Genomic DNA, 17929 nt, shown 5'->3' with positions numbered 1-17929 from the left:
GATAAGAGCGAGGTGGCGTGCCGTTATTGGCGCACATTCCCCCAAAAACCGCTCCATGAACCTGCTTCGCAACGATCTTAACCGCCGCTCCTTCGTCTCCGGTGCCGCCAAGACCTTCCTCGGCGTCACCGCTGCCTCCCAGTTTCACACACGCGTGATCGCCGCCCCCGGACAGGGAGCGTCGCCGCTCAAGCAGGCTGCCACGGCACGAAACGTGATTTATTTGTACATGACCGGCGGCATGAGCCACCTGGACACCTTTGATCCGAAGCCGGACAAAGCCGACATCATGGGTCTGACGAAGGTCATCAACACCAACGTCGATGGCATCCGCGTTTCCAACAACCTGCCGCTCGTCGCCCGCCAGATGGACAAGCTGGCACTGGTTCGCAGCATGCTTTCGACCCAAGGCGCCCACGAGCAGGGCCAGTATTACCAGCATACCAGCTACACTCTGCGCAGCAGCATCCGCCACCCCTCGATGGGCGCGTGGCTGCAGAAGTTCCAGGATCGCGGCAATCCCACGCTGCCGGGCAGCGTGATGATCGGCAACGACAGCCGTCATCCAGGTGCAGGCTTCTTTGAGAGCCGCTTCTCGCCGCTGATGATCAATGACCCGGAAGGCGGCATCAACAATGTCAAAACAAACCAGTGGTTCACTGAGGAGCGTTTCCACGACCGTCTGAACGTTGCGAAGAAACTCGACCGCCAGTTCGCTGAAACCTACAACGTCAAAAACGTCCGCGCGTACTCGGACATGTATGACGACGCTCTGAAGATGATGAAGAGCGAGGAACTGAAAGCCTTCGATCTTTCCGCTGAACCTGACGCCCTGCGCAGCAAGTATGGCTCCGACCGTTTCGGTCAGGGCTGCCTTCTCGCCCGCCGTCTCGTGGAGCATGGCGTGCGCTTCGTGGAGGTGTCCTTTGGCAGTTGGGACACGCACAACGCCAACTTCACCCGAGTTCCCGAGCTCTGCGATGAACTGGACGCGGCCCTCAGCGCCCTGCTACAGGACCTCGACTCCCGCGGCATGCTCCAGGAGACGCTGGTGGTTCTCGCCACTGAGTTCGGCCGCACACCGGAAATCAATCAGAACGACGGACGCGACCACCACGCTCCTGGCTTCACCTGCCTGATGGCGGGCGGCGGCATCCGCGGTGGCCAAGTTTATGGAGCGACCGACGAGATGGGCGGCAAAGCAGTGGAAAACCCGGTCACCATTCCGGATTTCAACGCCACCATTGCCTACGCGCTCGGAATTCCGCTCGACCAGGTGCTTTACAGCCCCAGCAAGCGCCCGTTCACCGTCGCCGACAAAGGCAAGCCGGTCACCGCTCTGTTCGGCTGATCGCCGCACCTCATTCCAGCATTCCTCGCCGTGGGAGACGTTCGCAGCGTCTCCCACGTTGCTTTCCGGGATGGCGCACGTCCTGCTATGCCGTGTCGAAACTACCGTTTGAGGCCCGCGTTCAGCCGTGTATGAAGCGCGCTCCCCGGAGATTTCTGGAAAACCTTTCTTGAAAAATCCCCATTAATTAGCAAAACTTAAATAATCACCCTCTCATGGACGACCTCACCATCGTTTCCGTCATCGGACGCGAAATCATTGACTCCCGCGGAAACCCCACTGTGGAAGTGGATGTGCAGCTTGAAGGCGGTGCCATCGGCCGCGCGGCAGTGCCCAGCGGCGCCAGCACCGGCGAACACGAAGCCCTCGAACTGCGCGATGGCGACAAGAAGCGTTTCCTTGGCAAAGGCGTCCTCAAGGCCGTCGATTCCGTGAACAACGAACTGGCCGACGCCCTCATCGGCACCGACGCCACCGATCAAGTCGGTCTCGACATGGCCATGCTGGCCGTCGATGGCACGAAGACGAAGTCCAAGTGCGGCGCGAACGCCATTCTCGGCGTTTCCCTGGCCGCCGCCAAAGCTGCCGCCACCCAGCTCGGCCAGCCTCTTTACAAATACATCGGCGGCCCGAACGCCAAAGTCCTCCCGGTGCCGATGATGAACATCATCAATGGCGGTGCCCACTCAGACGCCCCGATCGACTTCCAGGAGTTCATGATCATGCCGAAAGGCGCTCCCAGCTTCTCTGAAGCCCTGCGTTACGGCGCCGAAGTCTTCCACGCGCTCAAGAAGATCCTGCACGACCTCGGTCTCAGCACCGCCGTGGGTGACGAAGGCGGTTTCGCCCCGACGCTCAAGAGCGCCGACCACGCCCTCGAAGTCATCGCCCAGGCCATCGAAAAGGCTGGCTACAAGATCGGTGACGACATCGCCATCGCCCTCGACGTCGCCTCATCCGAGTTCTACGACAAGGCCAAAAACAAGTATGTCTTCAAGAAGTCCGACAAGTCCGAGCGCACCGCCGCCGAACTCGTCGCCTACTACGCCGAGCTGAAGAAGAAGTTCCCGATCATCTCCATCGAAGACGGCTGCGCTGAGAACGACTGGGCCGGCTGGAGCGTCATCACCCAGGAACTTGGTGCCACCACCCAGCTCGTCGGCGACGATCTTTTCGTCACCAACGTCGAATTCCTCCAGAAGGGCATCGACCAGAAGGTCGCGAACTCGATCCTCGTGAAGGTGAACCAGATTGGTTCCCTCACCGAGACCCTCGACGCCGTTGACCTCGCCCACCGCCACGCCTACACCGCCGTGATGAGCCACCGCTCCGGTGAGACGGAAGATTCCACCATCGCTGATCTCGCCGTCGCCACGAACTGCGGCCAGATCAAGACCGGCTCCATGAGCCGCAGCGACCGTATCGCAAAATACAACCAGCTCCTGCGCATCGAGCAGCAGCTCGGCGAAAACGCCATCTACGGTGGCCGCATGAAGGTCTAAAACCATGAACTACCGGGAACTGCGCGTCTCCGAACCCCAGTCACGCTGGGAGTCGTGGGTGCGCGCAGTTCTCAAGGTGGGCCGGTTCACCCTGGTGCTGCTGGTCGTCCCGGTCGTCTATGTCCTGTGTGACAATCCGATCGACGAGCAGCTCGTCATGCGCACCCGACTCGACCAGATCAGGGTCGAGCGTGACACACTCAAAGCTGAACGCGACAAACTGCTCCGCCGCATGGAGTGGATCAAAGGCGACAACGCCTATCTCGAAACAGCCGCCCGCGACCGTCTCAATCTGCAAAAGCAAGGCGAGTATGTGCTGCGGTTCGAAGAAGAAGGCCAGTGAGAGCAGGGCGGTGGTCGCCGCGCTCTCTTGACCGCTGAACCGTGGGGAGCAATTCAATCGCCGCGGAACAGGCGCTTGAAGAAGTGTCCGACCTCCAGGCCGGTGTCACCTGTCCATTCCCAGGCACGACGTGCGGCGCGTCTCACATCCTCGGCCGCTTTTTCACCTTTGAAACCTGGTTCAGGCGACGTGATTGGTCCTCCAGGCACCTGGCTGGCAAGCCCGTTGCTCCATTGCTGGTGCAGGACGGCTCCTGTTTCGGCAGAAATGACCACAAAACCGACCTCAACGTCATTGGCGTCGATGAGCGCCAGCCCCCATTCCGGAGCACCAGTCGTGGCATTGGCTGCAAGCTGATACGCCGCAGTGACGAAGTTCACCTTGGCCAGCATCGCGTTCTGCTGCGCGATCCTGCGCGCATCGCTGGAACGATACTTGATGCGATTGAAGGCAATCGTCTGCGGAGGCACGCGCCCGAGCAACCTGTTCCCTGCCCCGTCGGCCTTCGGTGCCCAGCCGCCCGGTTCCGCTGTGATCGTGGCACGCACCAATTCGCCAGGACGGAAAGGGTCGCGGGCAAAAACGGCCCACTGGGCCGGATCTGCGGCACTGGCAGGCGATTGGAGAAGCACAATGCCCTCCGAGGTCGCCGCGCCGTATTCCTGGTCAACGATCGTCGCGATTTCAGAATTGGCGCGCAGCAACGGGGAACTGGCGAGGAAAAGACCAAGCAGAAAGGTGAGTTTCATGGCAGGAAGTCGAGTTTTGAGGGTTGCGGGCACGGGGATTCAATCGCGGCTGCGGAGCTTGGAGAGCAGGCGCAGGATTTCGAGGTAGAGCCACACGAGCGTGACCAGCAGACCGAAGGCAGCATACCATTCCATGTGCTTGGGGGCAGCGACAGAACAACCGTTCTCAATGAAATCGAAGTCGAGCACCAGATTCAACGCGGCGATGACCACCACAAAGCCGGAGAAGGCGATTCCGACCCAGCCATTGCCAAACAGACCCGGAATCTGGATGCCAAACATCCCCAGCACCCACGCGACGAGGTAAAACAATGCGATGCCTCCTGTGGCGGCGAAAATGCCGAGCTTGAAGTTCTCTGTCGCCTTGATGAAGCCGGTCATGTAGGCCCCCAGCAACGCGAACAGAATGCCGCAAGTCAGCATGACGGCCGTCAAAACGATCCCGCCGAACTGCGTCTCATACATGGCTGAGATGATGCCGACGATGATGCCTTTCCCGAGAGCATACACCGGAGCCAGCGCCGGCGCGGTTTTGGGCACGAAAGCGATGATCAGCGCCGTCGCCAGGGGCACCAGCCAGCCAAAAGTGAGAGCGGAGCCGAACCATGCGGGCGGATTGCCGCTCAAGGCCAGTTTCCAGCTCCAACTGGCCGCAGTGACGAGCAGCAGCGTCAGGACCGCTGTTTTGATGACGGTGCCGTTGAGGGTCATCACCCCGTCGGCGGCGACGCCAGTGCGGGAGTTCTCAAAAACGCGGTCGTTGAGGGTGGGGTTCGAGGTGCGCATGATTGGATATTCTGATTTCGCGATCAGACTACAGGACGTGCCACAGACTGGTCAACCCGCCACTTTCGGCACTGGCCGCGTTCAACAGTTCAACAAGCAGGCTCCGGCGCTCCGTGATGCTGAACGGCCGCCTTGACGAAGCCGTTGAAGATCGGATGCGGGTGGTTCGGCTTGCTCAGGAACTCCGGATGGAACTGGCAGGCGACGAAGAACGGATGATCCGGCAGTTCGATGATCTCAGCCAGATCGCCCTTCGGAGACGTGCCGGAGATGAGCATGCCTTTCTCCTCCATGAGCGCCTTGTAGTCGGAATTGAACTCGTAACGATGGCGATGGCGCTCCGTGATGGTGGCGCTGTGATACAGCTCATACGCCTTGCTTCCAGGCACGAGATCGGTCACCCAGGTGCCCAGACGCATCGTGCCGCCGAGCTGGGTGACTTTTTTCTGCTCTTCCAACAGGCTGATCACGGGATGCTCCGTCGCCTTGTCGAACTCCGTGCTCGTCGCGTTCTTCAAGTCGCAGACATTGCGGGCGAATTCGATGACGGCAATCTGCATGCCGAGGCAGATGCCAAAATAGGGCACTTTCTTCTCACGCGCATAACGAGCGGCCGTGATCTTGCCCTCTGTGCCGCGGTCGCCAAAACCGCCGGGAATCAGGATGCCCTGCAAGCCGGAGAGGTACAGCTCCGGCCCGGCTTTCTCGATGCTCTCGGCATCGATGCGGACGATGTCCACCTTGCAGTCGTTCGCGGCGCCAGCATGCGTGAGCGCCTCGTAGATCGATTTGTAGGCGTCCTGCAGCTCGATGTACTTGCCCACGACTCCGATGCGCACGTGATGCGACGGATGAACGACGCGCTGAACGAAGCTGCGCCAGCGGGCGAGGTCCGGCTGCGGCGTGTTGAGGCCAAGCAGGCGGCAGACATTGTCGTCCAGGCGCTCTTCATGCAGCTTCAGCGGCACTTCGTAGATCGTGTGCTTCACATCCCGCACCTCGACGACCGACTCGATCGGCACGTTGCCGAAAAGCGAGATTTTTTCACGCACGTCGAGGTCCAGCGGCTGCTCGGTGCGGCAGAGGATGATGTGGGGCGCGATCCCGATCTCACGCAGCTTGGCGATGCTCTGCTGAGTGGGCTTGGTCTTCAATTCCTGGGCCGCCTTGATGTAAGGAACCAGCGTGGCGTGGATGTACAGCACGTTCCCCGGGCCGACTTCGTGGCCGAACTGGCGGATCGCCTCCAGGAACGGCAGGCCTTCGATGTCACCGACCGTTCCTCCGATTTCCGTGATGATGACGTCCCCCTGCATCTTTTCCGCCACGTCGTGGATGCGGGCCTTGATCTCGTTCGTGACGTGGGGGATGACCTGCACCGTGCGGCCCTTGTATTTGCCCGCCCGTTCCTTGTCCAGGACGTTCTGATACACCTGGCCGGAGGTCAGATTGTTCAGACGGGAGAGATTCGTGTGGGTGAAGCGCTCGTAGTGGCCGAGGTCCAGGTCCGTCTCCGCTCCATCATCCAGCACATACACCTCCCCGTGCTCGTAGGGGTTCATCGTGCCCGGATCGATGTTCAGATACGGGTCAAACTTCTGCATGATGACCTTCAGCCCCCGCAGTTCCAGCAGGGTGCCCAGGGAGGAGGCCGCGAGCCCTTTTCCGAGTGAACTGACAACGCCGCCGGTGACGAAAATGTATTTCATGATTGTTCTCGGTTCGCTGTGCGCGGTTCCCAGTTCAAGAAGTTTGTTTTTGAAGATGTTGTTCGATGGCAGCCGCCTGCTCCGGCGTGTCAACGCCGGGCGAAAGCTCGTCCGTGAGCACGACACGGATGCGGGTGCCGTTTTCGAGGGCGCGGAGCTGCTCCAGCGACTCGGTTTGCTCCAGCCGGGACGGCGGCCAGGCGACGAACTGAAACAGGAAGCTGCGCTGGAAGCCGTAAATGCCCAGATGGCGGTAGCTGCGCGGCCAGGCGGCCGGATTGCGGACGAAGGGCAGCGGCGAGCGCGAGAAATAGAGCGCGTCGCCCTGCGTGTCGAAAATGACCTTCACCACGTTCGCGTCGCTGATTTGCGCCGCGTCCTGGATCGGGGCGGCGGCGGTGATCATCTTCACCGCAGGGTCGTCACGCAGCGCGCGGGCGAGTTCGTCGATCAACGCGGGCGAGATCAACGGCTCGTCGCCCTGCACATTGATGATCACGCGATGATCCGGGAAGGATTTGGCCGCCTCGGCGATGCGATCCGTGCCGCTGGGATGATCCGGCGAGGTCAGGACGGCCTTCGCGCCGAAACTGGCCGCCGCCTCGGCGATCCGGGCGTCATCGGTCGCGATGATCACGTCGTCGACCTGCTTGCACTCCTGGCAACGCTCCCAGACATGCTGGACCAGCGGTTTTCCGGCGATGAGGTGGAGCGGCTTGCCCGGGAAGCGGGTGGATCCCCAGCGGGCAGGGATGGCGACGAGGGTGCGGGAGGAGTCGTTGGTTGCCAAGGCAGTGTGACAGGCGGGTTCGCCTGAGATGCGACGGCTTGGCGGAGGTTTCAACAAAGAATTGGCCGCCCGTTTCGGGGCGGCCAATCGAACCTTCAACTCGGGCTGTAACGGTCAAATCTCACGCTTTGACGTGCGCGTTGACCAGCTTGGTCATCTCAAACATCGTCACCTGGCTCTTCCCGCCAAAGACGGCCTTGAGCTTGTCGTCGGCGTTGATGTTGGTCTTCTTGGCCTGGTCCTGGAGACCGTTCGCCTTGATGTAGTCCCACAGCTTTTTCGTCAATTCACCACGGGAGAGCGGTTCGGACCCCACCACGGCGGCAAGCACCTCGTCCGGCTGGACGGGCTTGGAGAGAGCGGGATTGAGTTTGCGGGCGGGTTTCGGATTGGTTGAGTCGGACATAGGACAGAGACGCTGGCGGCTGAAACGCTACAGGTCAACCTCGGGAGCGCAGGGGTTTTTCTGTAGCGTTTTTCGCCTCGCGAACGCTATTTCGGCCTCCGGCGTGTGTCTCACGGCACCTCTCCGTTCTCCAGAAGGCGCACCTTTTTCTCCACCAGCGGCAGCCACAAGCTCACGCGGGTCCCCTGCCCTTCACGGCTTTCGATGTCGATCTCGCCGCCATGTTCGCGGACGATCCGCCGCACGATCAGCAGCCCCAGGCCGGTGCCGGTGCTGCGAGTCGTGGCGAATGGCTGGAAGAGCTTGTTCATCTGCTCGGCGCTGATGCCTTTGCCGGTGTCTTCAAAGCTCAGGCGCACGTCGTAGTCGGTGAAGGTGCCGCTGACCGTCAGTGTGCCGCCATCGGGCATGGCCTGGCAGGCATTGCGCACGAGATTGAAGACTGCCTGCTTCATCTGGTTCGGGTCCAGCGGCATGGAGGGCAGGTCCGTGCGCAGGTCGAGCTTGAGTTTCACCCTGGCCTGCTCGATTTCAGGCTGCAGGAAGCGCAGGCATTCATCCAGCAGCTCGCGCAACTGCACACGCTGGAGCTGCGGCTTGGTGGGACGGATGGCGGCGAGGAACTGGCCGATGATGAAATCCAGCCGCTTGATCTCGCCCGTGGCCACGTCGAGGTGCTCGCGCAGGCTTTCGCCCTTCGCGCCCATTTTTTTCAGCCGCCGCTCCAGAAGCTGGAGGTGGATGGTCAGGGAATTGAGCGGATTGCCGAGTTCGTGCGCCACGCCGGCCGCCAGCAGGGTGAAGGCGTTCAGTCGCTCGCTTTCGATCTGCTGCTCGGTGTGTTTTCGCGTCTCGGTGACATCCCGGATCAGCATCACGAAGCCCAGCGGCTGCTCGTCGTCGATGCTGGTGATGTAGAAGTTCAAAAAGAGGTTCTCCGGGTAAAAAACCTCCAGATCGCGGCTCACGACCGTGCCCGGGATGAGCAGTTCGTTCCAGTCCAGCCCACGGACGCCCTGGGCCAGGCGCTGGCCGATGACCTGGTCCCGCTGCAGGCCGAAAAACCGGCACGCGGCCTGGTTCACATAGGTCACCTTGGCCTCCGTATCGAGCAGGATCACGCCTTCCTGCAACGCGTCGAACACCTTCTCCAGAAAACCCTTTTCCTTCAGCAACTCGAGCACGATGCCCTGCACTTCGCCCGGTTCCAGGCGGTCCATGCGTTTGATGAGCTTGTCGATGAAGGCGGATCTCATACACTGGCGGGCATGAGCGACATTTTGATCGTCCTATGCACCTTTCCCGACATGGCAAAGGCCCGCGAGACTGGCACGGCGCTGGTGGAATCGCAACTGGCCGCCTGTGTGAATCTCATCCCCGCCGTGGAGTCGATTTATCGTTGGGAAGGCAAGGTCGAGACCAGTTCCGAGGTGCTGGCCATCTTTAAAACCACGCCTGAGGCCTGGCCACGCTTCGAATCCCGCCTTGCCGGACTGCACCCCTACGACGTGCCGGAAATCGTCGCCCTCAGACCTGAACAAGTCGCCAACAGCTACGCGCAGTGGGTGGCCGCGAGTGTCACATGACGCCTGAAGCCGCTCTGAAAATGCGAAACCGCACCCAGCCCTCGCTGGATGCGGTCACGACTTTTCCTTTCAAGCACACCTTGAAAATCAGGCCGCCATGAACGTCTGGCTGCTGCCGGCCAGGAGGCCGTGTTCGACGCAGTAGCGGGCGATTTTCGCCCCCGAATCGATGCCGGTCTTTTTCCAGATGTTGTGTTTATGCACAGAAACGGTCTTGGCGGACAGGCTGAGATCCAGCGAGATGGCCTTCAGGCTCTTGCCCTGCGCCAGTTGCAGGAAAATCTCGAATTCCCGGTCGCTCAGCGCCTTGTGCAGCTCTTTCCCGCCCATGGGGAGACGGACGGCGTTTTCGGCGAAGGACTGGGCGACGCTGCGGGAGAGGTATTTCTTCCCACGGAGCGCTGACTGGATGGCGTTGACGATTTCCGTCGGTGGCGAGTCTTTGGCCACGTAGCCGGAGGCACCCGCCTTCAGCGCACGCTCGATCCACGGTGCCTGGAGGTGCATGCTGACGATGATGCAGGCCGGCGCGGGCATGGCGCTGGAAAAATCAGCCAGGAGGGTCAGTCCGGAGCAGTCGGTCATTTCCAGATCGATCAGCACAACGTCCACCGGCTGCCGGGAGGCATGCTCGCGCGCCTTTTCAGCGCTGGTGACGACGGTGATCGCGTAGTCTTTGAACATCATGCGCAGGTATTGACCGAGGGTTTCGGCGAACATGGCGTGATCGTCCACAATCAGGATGTTTTTGGAGGGTGTCATAGTTTTTGGTGGGGCTTGGAGGAAACTGGGCTTGTGGTAGAAATTATAAAAACAGACGTTCTCTTAAAAATCTGAAATTACAGGTAAATTAAGTTTCAAATATTTAGCCTCGCAAGCAACGGGGTGTAAGGGTTGCCTTAGGCTTTCAGGACCCTTTTGGAACTCAAAATGAAGGTGTTAGCTGGGGTCTCCACGTGCCCATTTCACAGAAGCCATCACCGGTCCGGCTGAAGTTGATTTAGCTTTCCTGAACTCGGCAGTTGAATGGCGCTTTACGCGATAAGGTAGGACTTAGCCGGTTTCGAGGCGCGGCTTTAATGTCTCAGTAGCGCGAGTGGTTACAGTATTTCAACATGTCCGCTCCCATTCCCGCTCAACCATTCCACTATCTGGAAACAGCACGGGGTGTCACCACGGACCTACGCCAGCCGACCGTGAACACGTTCCCTTCCCCCTCAAAGCTGGAGGCTTTTGAATCGCCTCCCGTGCTTTCCAACCCGCACTTCATTCTCTTCCACCCCAGCGAGATCACCCGGAAGAGCTGGGGACTGTTATTGAAGAAGATCTTCCCCAAATGCCGCATTTCCGAAGCGGCCAGCCTGCGCGACGTCCAGTTTGTCGGCCGCGAACATGAATCCGATGCGATGATGATGGAGTTCCATCCTGCCACTGGCAGCGACCATGGTGTGGAGACGCTGAAAGCCGCGATCCTACAGCAGGGCGGCAGACACGTCCTGCTGATCTGCGGTCCACCCGCCCACATCACCGCCCGCACAGCGATGCAGGCCGGCGCTTCCATCTTCATCGGCAGCAACGAATCCGTGGAGGAGCTGAAGCGGGCCATGTGCGCCGCCTTGGAGGGCGTCCCTTACATGTCGAGCGAACTGGCGGCCGTGGTGGCCTGCTCGGCCATGCCGTCAGGGTCCGCCTGCGAGGACTCGGACGCCTCACCCTTCTCCCTTTCCGCACGTGAGGAGGAGGTGCTGAACCTGCTGGTCTCGGGCATGCGGCCCAGCCAGGTGGCCAGCCGCCTGGGTCTCAGCATGAAAACCATCTCCAGCCACAAGCGCAATGCTCTGGGGAAGCTCGGCGTGACCAGCATCCTGGAAGCTGTCCGTCTCTGGGTTTAGCCGCACCTCTAAGGAGCTTAAGGCTTCACTTACACACCCGAATTTGCACCTCAACCCCAAGTTATGGAAAATACATCTGCTATGAAAAAGCCACTTCTACTCGCCCTCGCACTCTTCACCACGGCTGTCGCCTCCCGTGCCGACGTCATCACCCAAACCGTCAACTTCGGCACCGTCACCGGCGGCACGCAGTTCTACTTCGACCAGTTCGACACCTCGCTCGGCACGCTGAACGAGGTCACGTTGTCCTGGACGGTCAACTCCAGCATCTCCACCGCATCCATCACCAACCAGAACACCGGCACCGTCACCGTGAGCAAGATCACCTTCACCAACACGGTCGAAGGTTATGTGCCCTCCGTCGGTGACACCGGTGATCTGGTGGCCGAAGTCGGCCGCACCAAGAACCACACGCCCGCCGGCGGCACGGTGACGCTGAACCAAGGCGAATCCTACACGGTGGAGAACATCGTCTTCAACGGCTTCACCCAGACAGACAGCTACACCTCGGCCGATGCCAACTTCACGGACTTCCAGGGCACGGGCAGCGTCCCGTTGTATCTCTCCAACACCTTCGGGGCCACGCCGACCGCTTCGGGTTCCGGCAGCACCACCTCGTGGCTGACCAGCATCACCGGCAGCACCACTGGCAACCTCCAGGTGACCTACTCCTACACCGCTGCCCCCATCGCTCCGGTACCTGAGCCACCCGCCGTGATCCTCGGCGGCGCCGGACTGCTGTTTGTCGCAGGATTCGCCTTCAAAAAGCGTGCGAAGCCCGCAGTGGCCGCCCTCGCTTGATCATCGGGCCCAAATCTCAACCCACCGCCGATCTTGAAGACCTCCCATCAGAGCGAACGCCTCCCTGCGTTGTGGATGACTTTGGCGTCGGCGGTGGTCTGCCTGTTCTTCGCCCTGCATGAGGTATGGGCCCGTCATCCGGCCCTGCACTTCGTCCCGTTGCCTCTGGCGGCGGGCGTCTGGCTGCTGATCCGGGATGGCGGGCTGCGTGATCTCCAGCGACCGCGCCATCCTGCGGCATGCCGCTGGCTGGCTGTGGCCCATCTGCTGCTGGCGTTGACTTCGTTTGTGCTGGTCTCCCCATTTCTCGCAGGAGTGGCGTTGGTGCTGGCGGCGGCCGCAGTGGCCGCCGCCAGACAGCCGGGTGAGAACCAGGCACCAGCTTGGTCGCTGCCGGCGCTCGCGCTGTTTTTCATTCCGCCGCCGATGATGCTGGACCAGCAGTTGCATCAAATCCTCGCCGGACTCGCCGCGAGGCTCAGTCAGGGCTGGCTTGATGCCATGCAGGTGCTCCACGTGGTCCAGGGCACCATCGTGGCGACGCCGGAGAAGCGCTTCTTCGTCGATGACGCCTGCAGCGGGGCCAATTCCCTGCTCGCCGCCGTCTGTGTGGCGGTGGTCGTGTGCAGTTTGAACCGCAGATCGCTCCTTCACGCGCTGTTCATGATGCTTTCCGCCGTGGTGATCTCCGTGGCGTCCAATGTGTTGCGCATCTGCGTCGTGATCGGCGGACTTCACCACTGGGGCCTGGAGCTCGATCAAGGCTGGCCGCATGAGGCGGTGGGATTCGCCTTCTTCCTCCTCGATCTCGCCATGGTGTGGAGCGCTGACCGCGGCTGGAATTTCGCCCTCAACTGGGCTCCCGCCGTCACGCACACGCCGCCGTGGATGCGGCCGCCCGTGCCTGCCGCCGCTGCCGCCCACCCGTGGTATGCGCGTATCAGCCTGCTCATCGCCCTCATCGGCACTGTGAGCATCACCGGGCCGGAGTTGCTCGCCTTGTCTCGACCCTCCGCCGTCACCAGCGGCCAACCGCTGGGCAATCTCACTGATGAGGAGTTCCAGATGCCCAAACAGCTCTCCGGCTGGCTGCGTGAAGGCGACAAGCCGCTCGAAGACTCCATCATCGGCAAGCTCGGTGTCCGCAACCAGGTGTGGCTCTATCGCAAGGACGGCCTGGAGGCCTTTGTGGCCGTGAATTTCCCCTTCCTCGGCTTCCACGACACCCGCGTCTGCTACAACGGCCAGGGCTGGCAGTTTCAGAAGCAGGTGGACGCCGCGCTTCCGGGTGACCGCGAGAAGACCGTGCGCTTCCTCGAAATGAACCAGCCCACCGAGCTCACTCGGGCCCATCTCTGGCTCAGCGTGCTCGATGAAAAAGGCACCGCGCAGAAACTCAACTCGGAGAACCCTCTCGATCACCTCGGCAAGCGCCTCTGGTCACGCTGGACCCAGCCCAAACGCGGCCCGACGACCACGTACGTCCTCCAGGTGCTCGCCATCGAGCCGCAGGAGGAGGAAACCGCGCAGCAAGCCTTCACCGACCTCCTCGCCGGCGCCCGCAACCTGCTGGCAGATGCCATTTCAACCCGCACATCACCCTCTGGAAAGGAAAGCGAATGATCCAGGACTTCATCCACGAAACACGACACCGCCTGTCCTCCATGTTCGACCAACGCCGCCCGCTCGACGCCATTCTCGGCATTCCCGCAGTGCTTGTGGTGCTTCTGCTCGGATTCATGATCCTCCATTCGCGTGAGGCCACCGACCCGCCCCACGTGGCCCAGTTGGAAAAAGAAGCCCAGGCGCATCTCGACAAAGGCCGCTTCGTCGAGGCACGCATCGCCGCCATGCGACTCACCCAGGACGGCGTTCAGAGTCAGAAGGCCGTGCTGATCGAGGCCAAGGCCCTGCGCGGCATGGGCCGCGAGATGGAGGCCTCCCGCCTGCTCGCACGCCTCGCACCGGCAGATCGTCCCGGTTACGCGCCCGCACACGTCATGCAGGCGGCCATTCTGCTCTCGCAAGCCAAGCCGGATATGCAGAACGCCGGCCGGCATATGAACCTGGCGCTTCAAAGTGATCCCACGAACGTCGATGCGCTCGAACTCGCCGCCCGTTTCGCCGCCGGCCGCAACGATTGGAAGACCGCCCTGCATCATCTCAGCCGCATCGACATGAAAAAACGCGGTGACCTGCTGCTGATGAAGGCCACCGCCCTGCAACTCAGCGGAATGACCGGCGACTCCATCAAAACCGCCCGTGAGGCCGAAACCGCCCTGCGTGCCATGCACGCCTCCGACGAATCCGGCACTGACAGCATCCGATTTTCCATCGCGGTCAGCCTCAGCCTGCAGCGGCAGTTTGAAAAGGCCGTGCAGTGGATGCTCAGCTCTCACAAAGGCGAGCCCACCAAGGAAGAGCGCCAGGTTCTCGGCGGCATCTACCTCTCCTGGAGCCGTCATGTGAAGGAACAGCCCGGCCATGATCGCGCGAAGGTGATGGAACTGCTCGAACAAGGCATCCAGATCAGCCCGGAGAGCCAGGATCTCATCATGGCCTTCCTCAGCGACTGCGACGAGCTGCCCGTCAGCGTGGAAGAGCGCGGCCAGTATGTCTCGCGCATCCTGAGCAAAGGCGGCATCGCCACCTCCTTCATGCACTACTACCTCGGCGTGCAGGACTGGAAACGTGGCGACAAGAACGCCGCGCGCGCGCATTTCGAGCTCGCCAGCTCCCTGAACTCCGGTTTCGGCGTGATCAGCAACAATCTCGCCATGGCCATCGCCTCCGTGTCAGATGATCGTGCCGAGCTCGAGAAGGCGCTCGCGATGATGGACGAGCTGATCAAGCTCGACGCTGAAAACCCCTTCTACCTCGACACTCGCGGCCACGTGCTGGCCAAACTCGGCCAATACAAGGAGGCCGTGCGCGATCTGGAGCACTCCCTGGCCCGTGCGCGGAACAAGCAGTCCACGCACGCGAAGCTGGCGCAGTATTACCAGCAGCTCGGCATGCCGGAACTCGCCACCGAGCATCGCTCCGCGGCACTCGCCGCAGCGGCTCCGTCCTCACCGGGCAGGACGCTGCCGCAGTGATCTGCCGGCAAAACGTCCGTGGATGAATCGCTACAGCTTCTCCGCCGTGGCGAATTCGAGATCACCGCGTTTGCGCTTTCTCTGGTCGGGCGGCACTTCCTCGTAGAATTTCTCGTTCATGGCGGCCTGCGCTGATTCGGAGAGCACACGACGGGCGGCCACCAGCGCCTTGTTCATCGCACCCGGCACGACGAAGAGTTCCTTGTTCACCATGCCGTCGTAACCGGCCTTGGCCACGTCCTGCGGCGCCATCACGTTCTGCTGGAAGCCACGCACCCCTTCCATGCCTGCCTTCGGGAAGAAATCCGTGTCTGTGGGTCCGGGACACAGGGCGGTGACTGAAACCCCGCTGCCTTTGAGCTCCGTCGCCAGCGCCTCGCTCCAGGACAGCACGAAGGCCTTGCTGGCATGATACACGTTGAGCAACGGCCCGGGCTCGAAGCCGGCCACCGAGGCCGTGTTGAGGATGTGGCCCTGCCGGCGTTCCAGCATCGGCGGGAGGAAGAGCTTCGTGAGCCTGAGCACCGCCTCGATGTTCAGCCGCACGATGGAGAGGTCCTTTTCGATCGGAATCTCCCAGAACTTGCCCCGGAAGCCGTGCCCGGCGTTGTTCACGAGGATGTCCACGTCGAAGTTCAGCGCCCTCACCTCATCGAAGACGCGTTGCGCGGAGTCCGGCTGCTCCAGATCGGCGGCGATGCTGAAGGCCTCCGTCAAATAGGTGTCGGTAAGATCCTTCTCGATGCGTTCGAGCTCGGCGAGCACGGGTGCCACGAGGATGACACGATGACCATGGGCGGCAAACTGGTGTGCCAGGTGAAGTCCGATGCCGCTGGAGGCGCCGGTGATGAGTGCGATGGAGGGATTCATGATGAAAAGGCGCGGATGGAGGTTTAGACGACGGGGTCGATGGCGGCCCTTTGATGCGGATACATCACCACCTTCACGCAGCCGTCCTGCTTGCGGTTGAAGATGTCATAGCCGTGCGCGGCCGCCGACAATGGCAGACGGTGGGTGATGATGTCGTCCAGACGCACACGCTTGTTCTCGACCCACTCGATGAGGTCATCCACGCAGGACTGCACCGGTGCCTGGCCGAATCTCAGTGTCAGGCCTTTGTCAAAAATCTGCCCCAGCGGGAAGTTGTCATACGGCACGCCATACACGCCGACCACGCTCACCACTCCGCCACGCCGCACCGCGCTCAGGCACATGCGCAGGGCATTGAGGCTGCCCACCTGGAGGTGCAGCACGTTGGCGACGCGTTCCCACATGCTGTGCTCGGCCTCCTGGCCCACGGCATCGATGCACACGTCCGCGCCACGCCCGTCGGTCGCCTCACGGATCGCCTCCACCGGATCCTGCTGCGCGAGATTGATCGTCTCCGACAGGCAGACGTTCCGCGCCATCGCCAGCCGGTAGTCCTGCAGGTCGATGGCGATCACGCGCTTGGCGCCACGTGCCCAGGCGACCTTTTGCGCCATCAGGCCCACGGGACCGCAGCCAAACACGGCCACCGTTTCTCCGCCTTTGACCGCGCCCCATTGCACGGCGGTGAAGCCCGTCGGAAAAATGTCCGTCAGGAACAGCACCTGGTCATCCGCCAGTTCGGATGAGATTTTGCGCGGGCCATTGTTCGCATACGGCACCCTCACATACTCCGCCTGACCGCCATCGTAACCGCCGTACATCCCGGTGTAGCCGAACAGACCGCCGCCTTTGTCATGCAGCAGCGCCCCCTCAGGCCCGTATCTGGCCGGATTGGAGTGCTCGCAGTGCACCGGCAGGCCATGATCGCAGAAGAAGCAGCGTCCGCAGGCGATCGGAAACGGCACGATGACACGGTCGCCCTTTTTCAGCTTCGTCACACCGGGACCGGTCTCCTCCACGATGCCCATGAACTCGTGGCCGACGATGAAGGGCTTCAAATCGGGCAGGTAGCCGTTGTAAATGTGCAGGTCGGAGCCGCAGATCGCGGTGGCAGTCACCTTCACGATCACATCCTCCCGCTCCTCCAGCCGCGGATCAGGCACGTCTTCGACAACAATCTTTCCCGGGCGGTGGTAACAAACGGCGGCTTTCATATGGAAACTATCGCCGCACCGGATCAGTGCGGCCGTGCCCCGATCCTGCGGCCGTGAACCGGCCTGAAACAGCGGTTGAAAAAGCCGCCGGATGGGGAGCTCAGCCCTGTCTCCGAATCCCACAGGCCGCGCAGCCGCGTTCTCCAGACATGAACCTTCCACCTGACCGCGTGCAGGCGCATACCTGCGACCGCATCAACCAACGCATCCACGAAGAGGCCAGACAGCGAGTTCTGGACGCTTCCAACGAGTCGGAAACGCAGATTTCCGCCCGCATCCACAAACTTGACCGCGAATGGGACATCGAACGCTGGCTGGAGATGAACGCCTCGGCGCTCGCCTTCACCGGTGTGCTGTGCGGCCTGTTCGTGAACCGCAAGTTCTTCGCCATTCCCTGCCTGGTGCTGCCTTTCCTCTTCCAGCATGCCGTGCAGGGCTGGTGCCCGCCGGTGCCCATCCTCCGCCGCCGTGGCGTGCGGACGCAGAAGGAGATCGACGAGGAAAAATTCGCCCTCAAAGCCGTGCGTGGCGACTTCAACCAGCTCGCCTCGCAATCATCGAACTCATCCGTCGAACCGGACAGCGCCTGGAAGGCCGCGGTGGCCTGACATCCACTCATTTCCCCATGCAACCCTTCGTTCATTCATCCAAGCGGCCATCCAGCACGTGGATGGCCGCCGGAATCGTGCTGATCATCGCCGGTCTGGCGATGATCCCGGTCAATGTCGTCACCCCTGTCGGCATCGGCTTCATCATCGGCGGCCTCTGCGTCATCGGCGCGGCCTTTTGCAAAGGGGTGCGCCAGCATCCGCCACGCGGGTGACAGGCGCAC

Annotated in this window: 19 protein-coding genes; 10 read left to right on the top strand and 9 right to left on the bottom strand. The window is 61.6% G+C overall.

Annotated elements, in window-relative coordinates; all coding sequences use genetic code 11:
* The first annotated feature begins 55 nt into the window (after positions 1-55).
* The 3 genes from IAE77_RS20350 to IAE77_RS20340 all read left to right on the top strand — a co-directional run bounded on the left by IAE77_RS20350 (position 56) and on the right by IAE77_RS20340 (position 3196).
* On the top strand, positions 56-1351 hold the full coding sequence (locus tag IAE77_RS20350; protein ID WP_294230736.1) for a DUF1501 domain-containing protein: 1296 nt from the start codon (positions 56-58) through the stop codon (positions 1349-1351).
* A 215-nt stretch (positions 1352-1566) separates the two neighbouring features.
* Positions 1567-2853 (top strand): phosphopyruvate hydratase, encoded by a 1287-nt coding sequence (gene eno, locus IAE77_RS20345; RefSeq protein WP_294230734.1) that lies wholly within the window; start codon positions 1567-1569, stop codon positions 2851-2853.
* Positions 2854-2857: 4 nt separating this feature from the next.
* Positions 2858-3196 carry a hypothetical protein gene (locus IAE77_RS20340; protein WP_294230731.1) on the top strand — a complete coding sequence of 113 codons (339 nt, stop codon included), beginning with the start codon at positions 2858-2860 and terminating at the stop codon, positions 3194-3196.
* A gap of 53 nt (positions 3197-3249) precedes the next feature.
* Here IAE77_RS20340 and IAE77_RS20335 read toward each other — a convergent pair whose 3' ends face one another.
* The 6 genes from IAE77_RS20335 to IAE77_RS20310 all read right to left on the bottom strand — a co-directional run bounded on the left by IAE77_RS20335 (position 3250) and on the right by IAE77_RS20310 (position 8892).
* Complete coding sequence (locus IAE77_RS20335) at positions 3250-3945, bottom strand: hypothetical protein (RefSeq protein ID WP_294230728.1); 696 nt, start codon at positions 3943-3945, stop codon at positions 3250-3252.
* Between the two features lie 39 nt (positions 3946-3984).
* On the bottom strand, positions 3985-4731 hold the full coding sequence (locus tag IAE77_RS20330; RefSeq protein ID WP_294230723.1) for a Bax inhibitor-1/YccA family protein: 747 nt from the start codon (positions 4729-4731) through the stop codon (positions 3985-3987).
* Between the two features lie 89 nt (positions 4732-4820).
* Complete coding sequence (locus IAE77_RS20325) at positions 4821-6440, bottom strand: CTP synthase (RefSeq protein ID WP_294230721.1); 1620 nt, start codon at positions 6438-6440, stop codon at positions 4821-4823.
* A gap of 34 nt (positions 6441-6474) precedes the next feature.
* Complete coding sequence (kdsB, locus tag IAE77_RS20320) at positions 6475-7230, bottom strand: 3-deoxy-manno-octulosonate cytidylyltransferase (protein ID WP_294230719.1); 756 nt, start codon at positions 7228-7230, stop codon at positions 6475-6477.
* Positions 7231-7351: 121 nt separating this feature from the next.
* Positions 7352-7636, bottom strand: a complete 285-nt coding sequence (locus IAE77_RS20315) for an SWIB/MDM2 domain-containing protein (protein WP_294230716.1) — start codon at positions 7634-7636, stop codon at positions 7352-7354.
* Positions 7637-7746: 110 nt separating this feature from the next.
* A complete protein-coding gene (locus tag IAE77_RS20310; protein ID WP_294230713.1) occupies positions 7747-8892 on the bottom strand; it encodes an ATP-binding protein in 1146 nt (381 codons plus the stop codon).
* Between the two features lie 12 nt (positions 8893-8904).
* Here IAE77_RS20310 and cutA point away from each other — a divergent pair, with 12 nt between their 5' ends.
* Positions 8905-9222 (top strand): divalent-cation tolerance protein CutA, encoded by a 318-nt coding sequence (gene cutA / locus IAE77_RS20305; protein ID WP_294230711.1) that lies wholly within the window; start codon positions 8905-8907, stop codon positions 9220-9222.
* 87 nt (positions 9223-9309) lie between these two features.
* On the opposite strand, the gene IAE77_RS20300 is transcribed toward cutA, so the two are convergent.
* Entirely contained in the window at positions 9310-9984 is a 675-nt protein-coding gene (locus IAE77_RS20300; protein WP_294230708.1) for a response regulator transcription factor, read from the bottom strand.
* A gap of 434 nt (positions 9985-10418) precedes the next feature.
* On the opposite strand from IAE77_RS20300, the gene IAE77_RS20295 reads away from it, so the two are divergent.
* The 4 genes from IAE77_RS20295 (at position 10419) to IAE77_RS20280 (ending at position 15013) form a co-directional block, all read left to right on the top strand.
* A complete protein-coding gene (locus IAE77_RS20295; protein WP_294230704.1) occupies positions 10419-11114 on the top strand; it encodes a response regulator transcription factor in 696 nt (231 codons plus the stop codon).
* Positions 11115-11195: 81 nt separating this feature from the next.
* The gene (locus tag IAE77_RS20290) at positions 11196-11915 is read left to right on the top strand and encodes a choice-of-anchor E domain-containing protein (RefSeq protein WP_294230701.1); all 720 of its coding nucleotides are present in this window, start codon (positions 11196-11198) and stop codon (positions 11913-11915) included.
* A 33-nt stretch (positions 11916-11948) separates the two neighbouring features.
* The gene (xrtU, locus tag IAE77_RS20285) at positions 11949-13538 is read left to right on the top strand and encodes an exosortase U (protein WP_294230699.1); all 1590 of its coding nucleotides are present in this window, start codon (positions 11949-11951) and stop codon (positions 13536-13538) included.
* A 41-nt stretch (positions 13539-13579) separates the two neighbouring features.
* Positions 13580-15013 carry a hypothetical protein gene (locus IAE77_RS20280; RefSeq protein ID WP_294230697.1) on the top strand — a complete coding sequence of 478 codons (1434 nt, stop codon included), beginning with the start codon at positions 13580-13582 and terminating at the stop codon, positions 15011-15013.
* Between the two features lie 30 nt (positions 15014-15043).
* On the opposite strand, the gene IAE77_RS20275 is transcribed toward IAE77_RS20280, so the two are convergent.
* Complete coding sequence (locus tag IAE77_RS20275; protein ID WP_294230695.1) at positions 15044-15883, bottom strand: SDR family oxidoreductase; 840 nt, start codon at positions 15881-15883, stop codon at positions 15044-15046.
* A 23-nt stretch (positions 15884-15906) separates the two neighbouring features.
* Positions 15907-17097, bottom strand: a complete 1191-nt coding sequence (locus IAE77_RS20270; protein ID WP_294230693.1) for a zinc-dependent alcohol dehydrogenase — start codon at positions 17095-17097, stop codon at positions 15907-15909.
* Positions 17098-17246: 149 nt separating this feature from the next.
* On the opposite strand from IAE77_RS20270, the gene IAE77_RS20265 reads away from it, so the two are divergent.
* Both IAE77_RS20265 and IAE77_RS20260 read left to right on the top strand, forming a co-directional pair.
* On the top strand, positions 17247-17705 hold the full coding sequence (locus tag IAE77_RS20265) for a hypothetical protein (RefSeq protein ID WP_294230690.1): 459 nt from the start codon (positions 17247-17249) through the stop codon (positions 17703-17705).
* Positions 17706-17722: 17 nt separating this feature from the next.
* Positions 17723-17920: a hypothetical protein gene (locus tag IAE77_RS20260; protein ID WP_294230687.1), complete on the top strand. Its 198-nt coding sequence runs from the start codon at positions 17723-17725 to the stop codon at positions 17918-17920.
* Positions 17921-17929 lie beyond the last annotated feature (9 nt).

This window comes from Prosthecobacter sp. (genome assembly GCF_014879935.1).
Lineage (GTDB): Bacteria > Verrucomicrobiota > Verrucomicrobiia > Verrucomicrobiales > Verrucomicrobiaceae > Prosthecobacter.
The sequence above is the reverse complement of the archived record's forward strand: the minus strand, read 5'-3'. Positions and strand labels throughout refer to the sequence as shown.

Bases quoted from the DNA above. Each gene is read 5' to 3' on its own strand.
- cutA (WP_294230711.1), top strand. From the start codon at position 8,905: ATGAGCGACATTTTGATCGTCCTATGCACCTTTCCCGACATGGCAAAG.
- IAE77_RS20265 (WP_294230690.1), top strand. From the start codon at position 17,247: ATGAACCTTCCACCTGACCGCGTGCAGGCGCATACCTGCGACCGCATC.
- IAE77_RS20280 (WP_294230697.1), top strand. From the start codon at position 13,580: ATGTTCGACCAACGCCGCCCGCTCGACGCCATTCTCGGCATTCCCGCA.
- eno (WP_294230734.1), top strand. From the start codon at position 1,567: ATGGACGACCTCACCATCGTTTCCGTCATCGGACGCGAAATCATTGAC.
- IAE77_RS20325 (WP_294230721.1), bottom strand. From the start codon at position 6,440: ATGAAATACATTTTCGTCACCGGCGGCGTTGTCAGTTCACTCGGAAAA.
- IAE77_RS20290 (WP_294230701.1), top strand. From the start codon at position 11,196: ATGAAAAAGCCACTTCTACTCGCCCTCGCACTCTTCACCACGGCTGTC.
- IAE77_RS20260 (WP_294230687.1), top strand. From the start codon at position 17,723: ATGCAACCCTTCGTTCATTCATCCAAGCGGCCATCCAGCACGTGGATG.
- IAE77_RS20315 (WP_294230716.1), bottom strand. From the start codon at position 7,636: ATGTCCGACTCAACCAATCCGAAACCCGCCCGCAAACTCAATCCCGCT.
- IAE77_RS20310 (WP_294230713.1), bottom strand. From the start codon at position 8,892: ATGAGATCCGCCTTCATCGACAAGCTCATCAAACGCATGGACCGCCTG.
- IAE77_RS20275 (WP_294230695.1), bottom strand. From the start codon at position 15,883: ATGAATCCCTCCATCGCACTCATCACCGGCGCCTCCAGCGGCATCGGA.
- IAE77_RS20335 (WP_294230728.1), bottom strand. From the start codon at position 3,945: ATGAAACTCACCTTTCTGCTTGGTCTTTTCCTCGCCAGTTCCCCGTTG.
- IAE77_RS20340 (WP_294230731.1), top strand. From the start codon at position 2,858: ATGAACTACCGGGAACTGCGCGTCTCCGAACCCCAGTCACGCTGGGAG.
- IAE77_RS20330 (WP_294230723.1), bottom strand. From the start codon at position 4,731: ATGCGCACCTCGAACCCCACCCTCAACGACCGCGTTTTTGAGAACTCC.
- IAE77_RS20300 (WP_294230708.1), bottom strand. From the start codon at position 9,984: ATGACACCCTCCAAAAACATCCTGATTGTGGACGATCACGCCATGTTC.
- IAE77_RS20350 (WP_294230736.1), top strand. From the start codon at position 56: ATGAACCTGCTTCGCAACGATCTTAACCGCCGCTCCTTCGTCTCCGGT.
- IAE77_RS20270 (WP_294230693.1), bottom strand. From the start codon at position 17,097: ATGAAAGCCGCCGTTTGTTACCACCGCCCGGGAAAGATTGTTGTCGAA.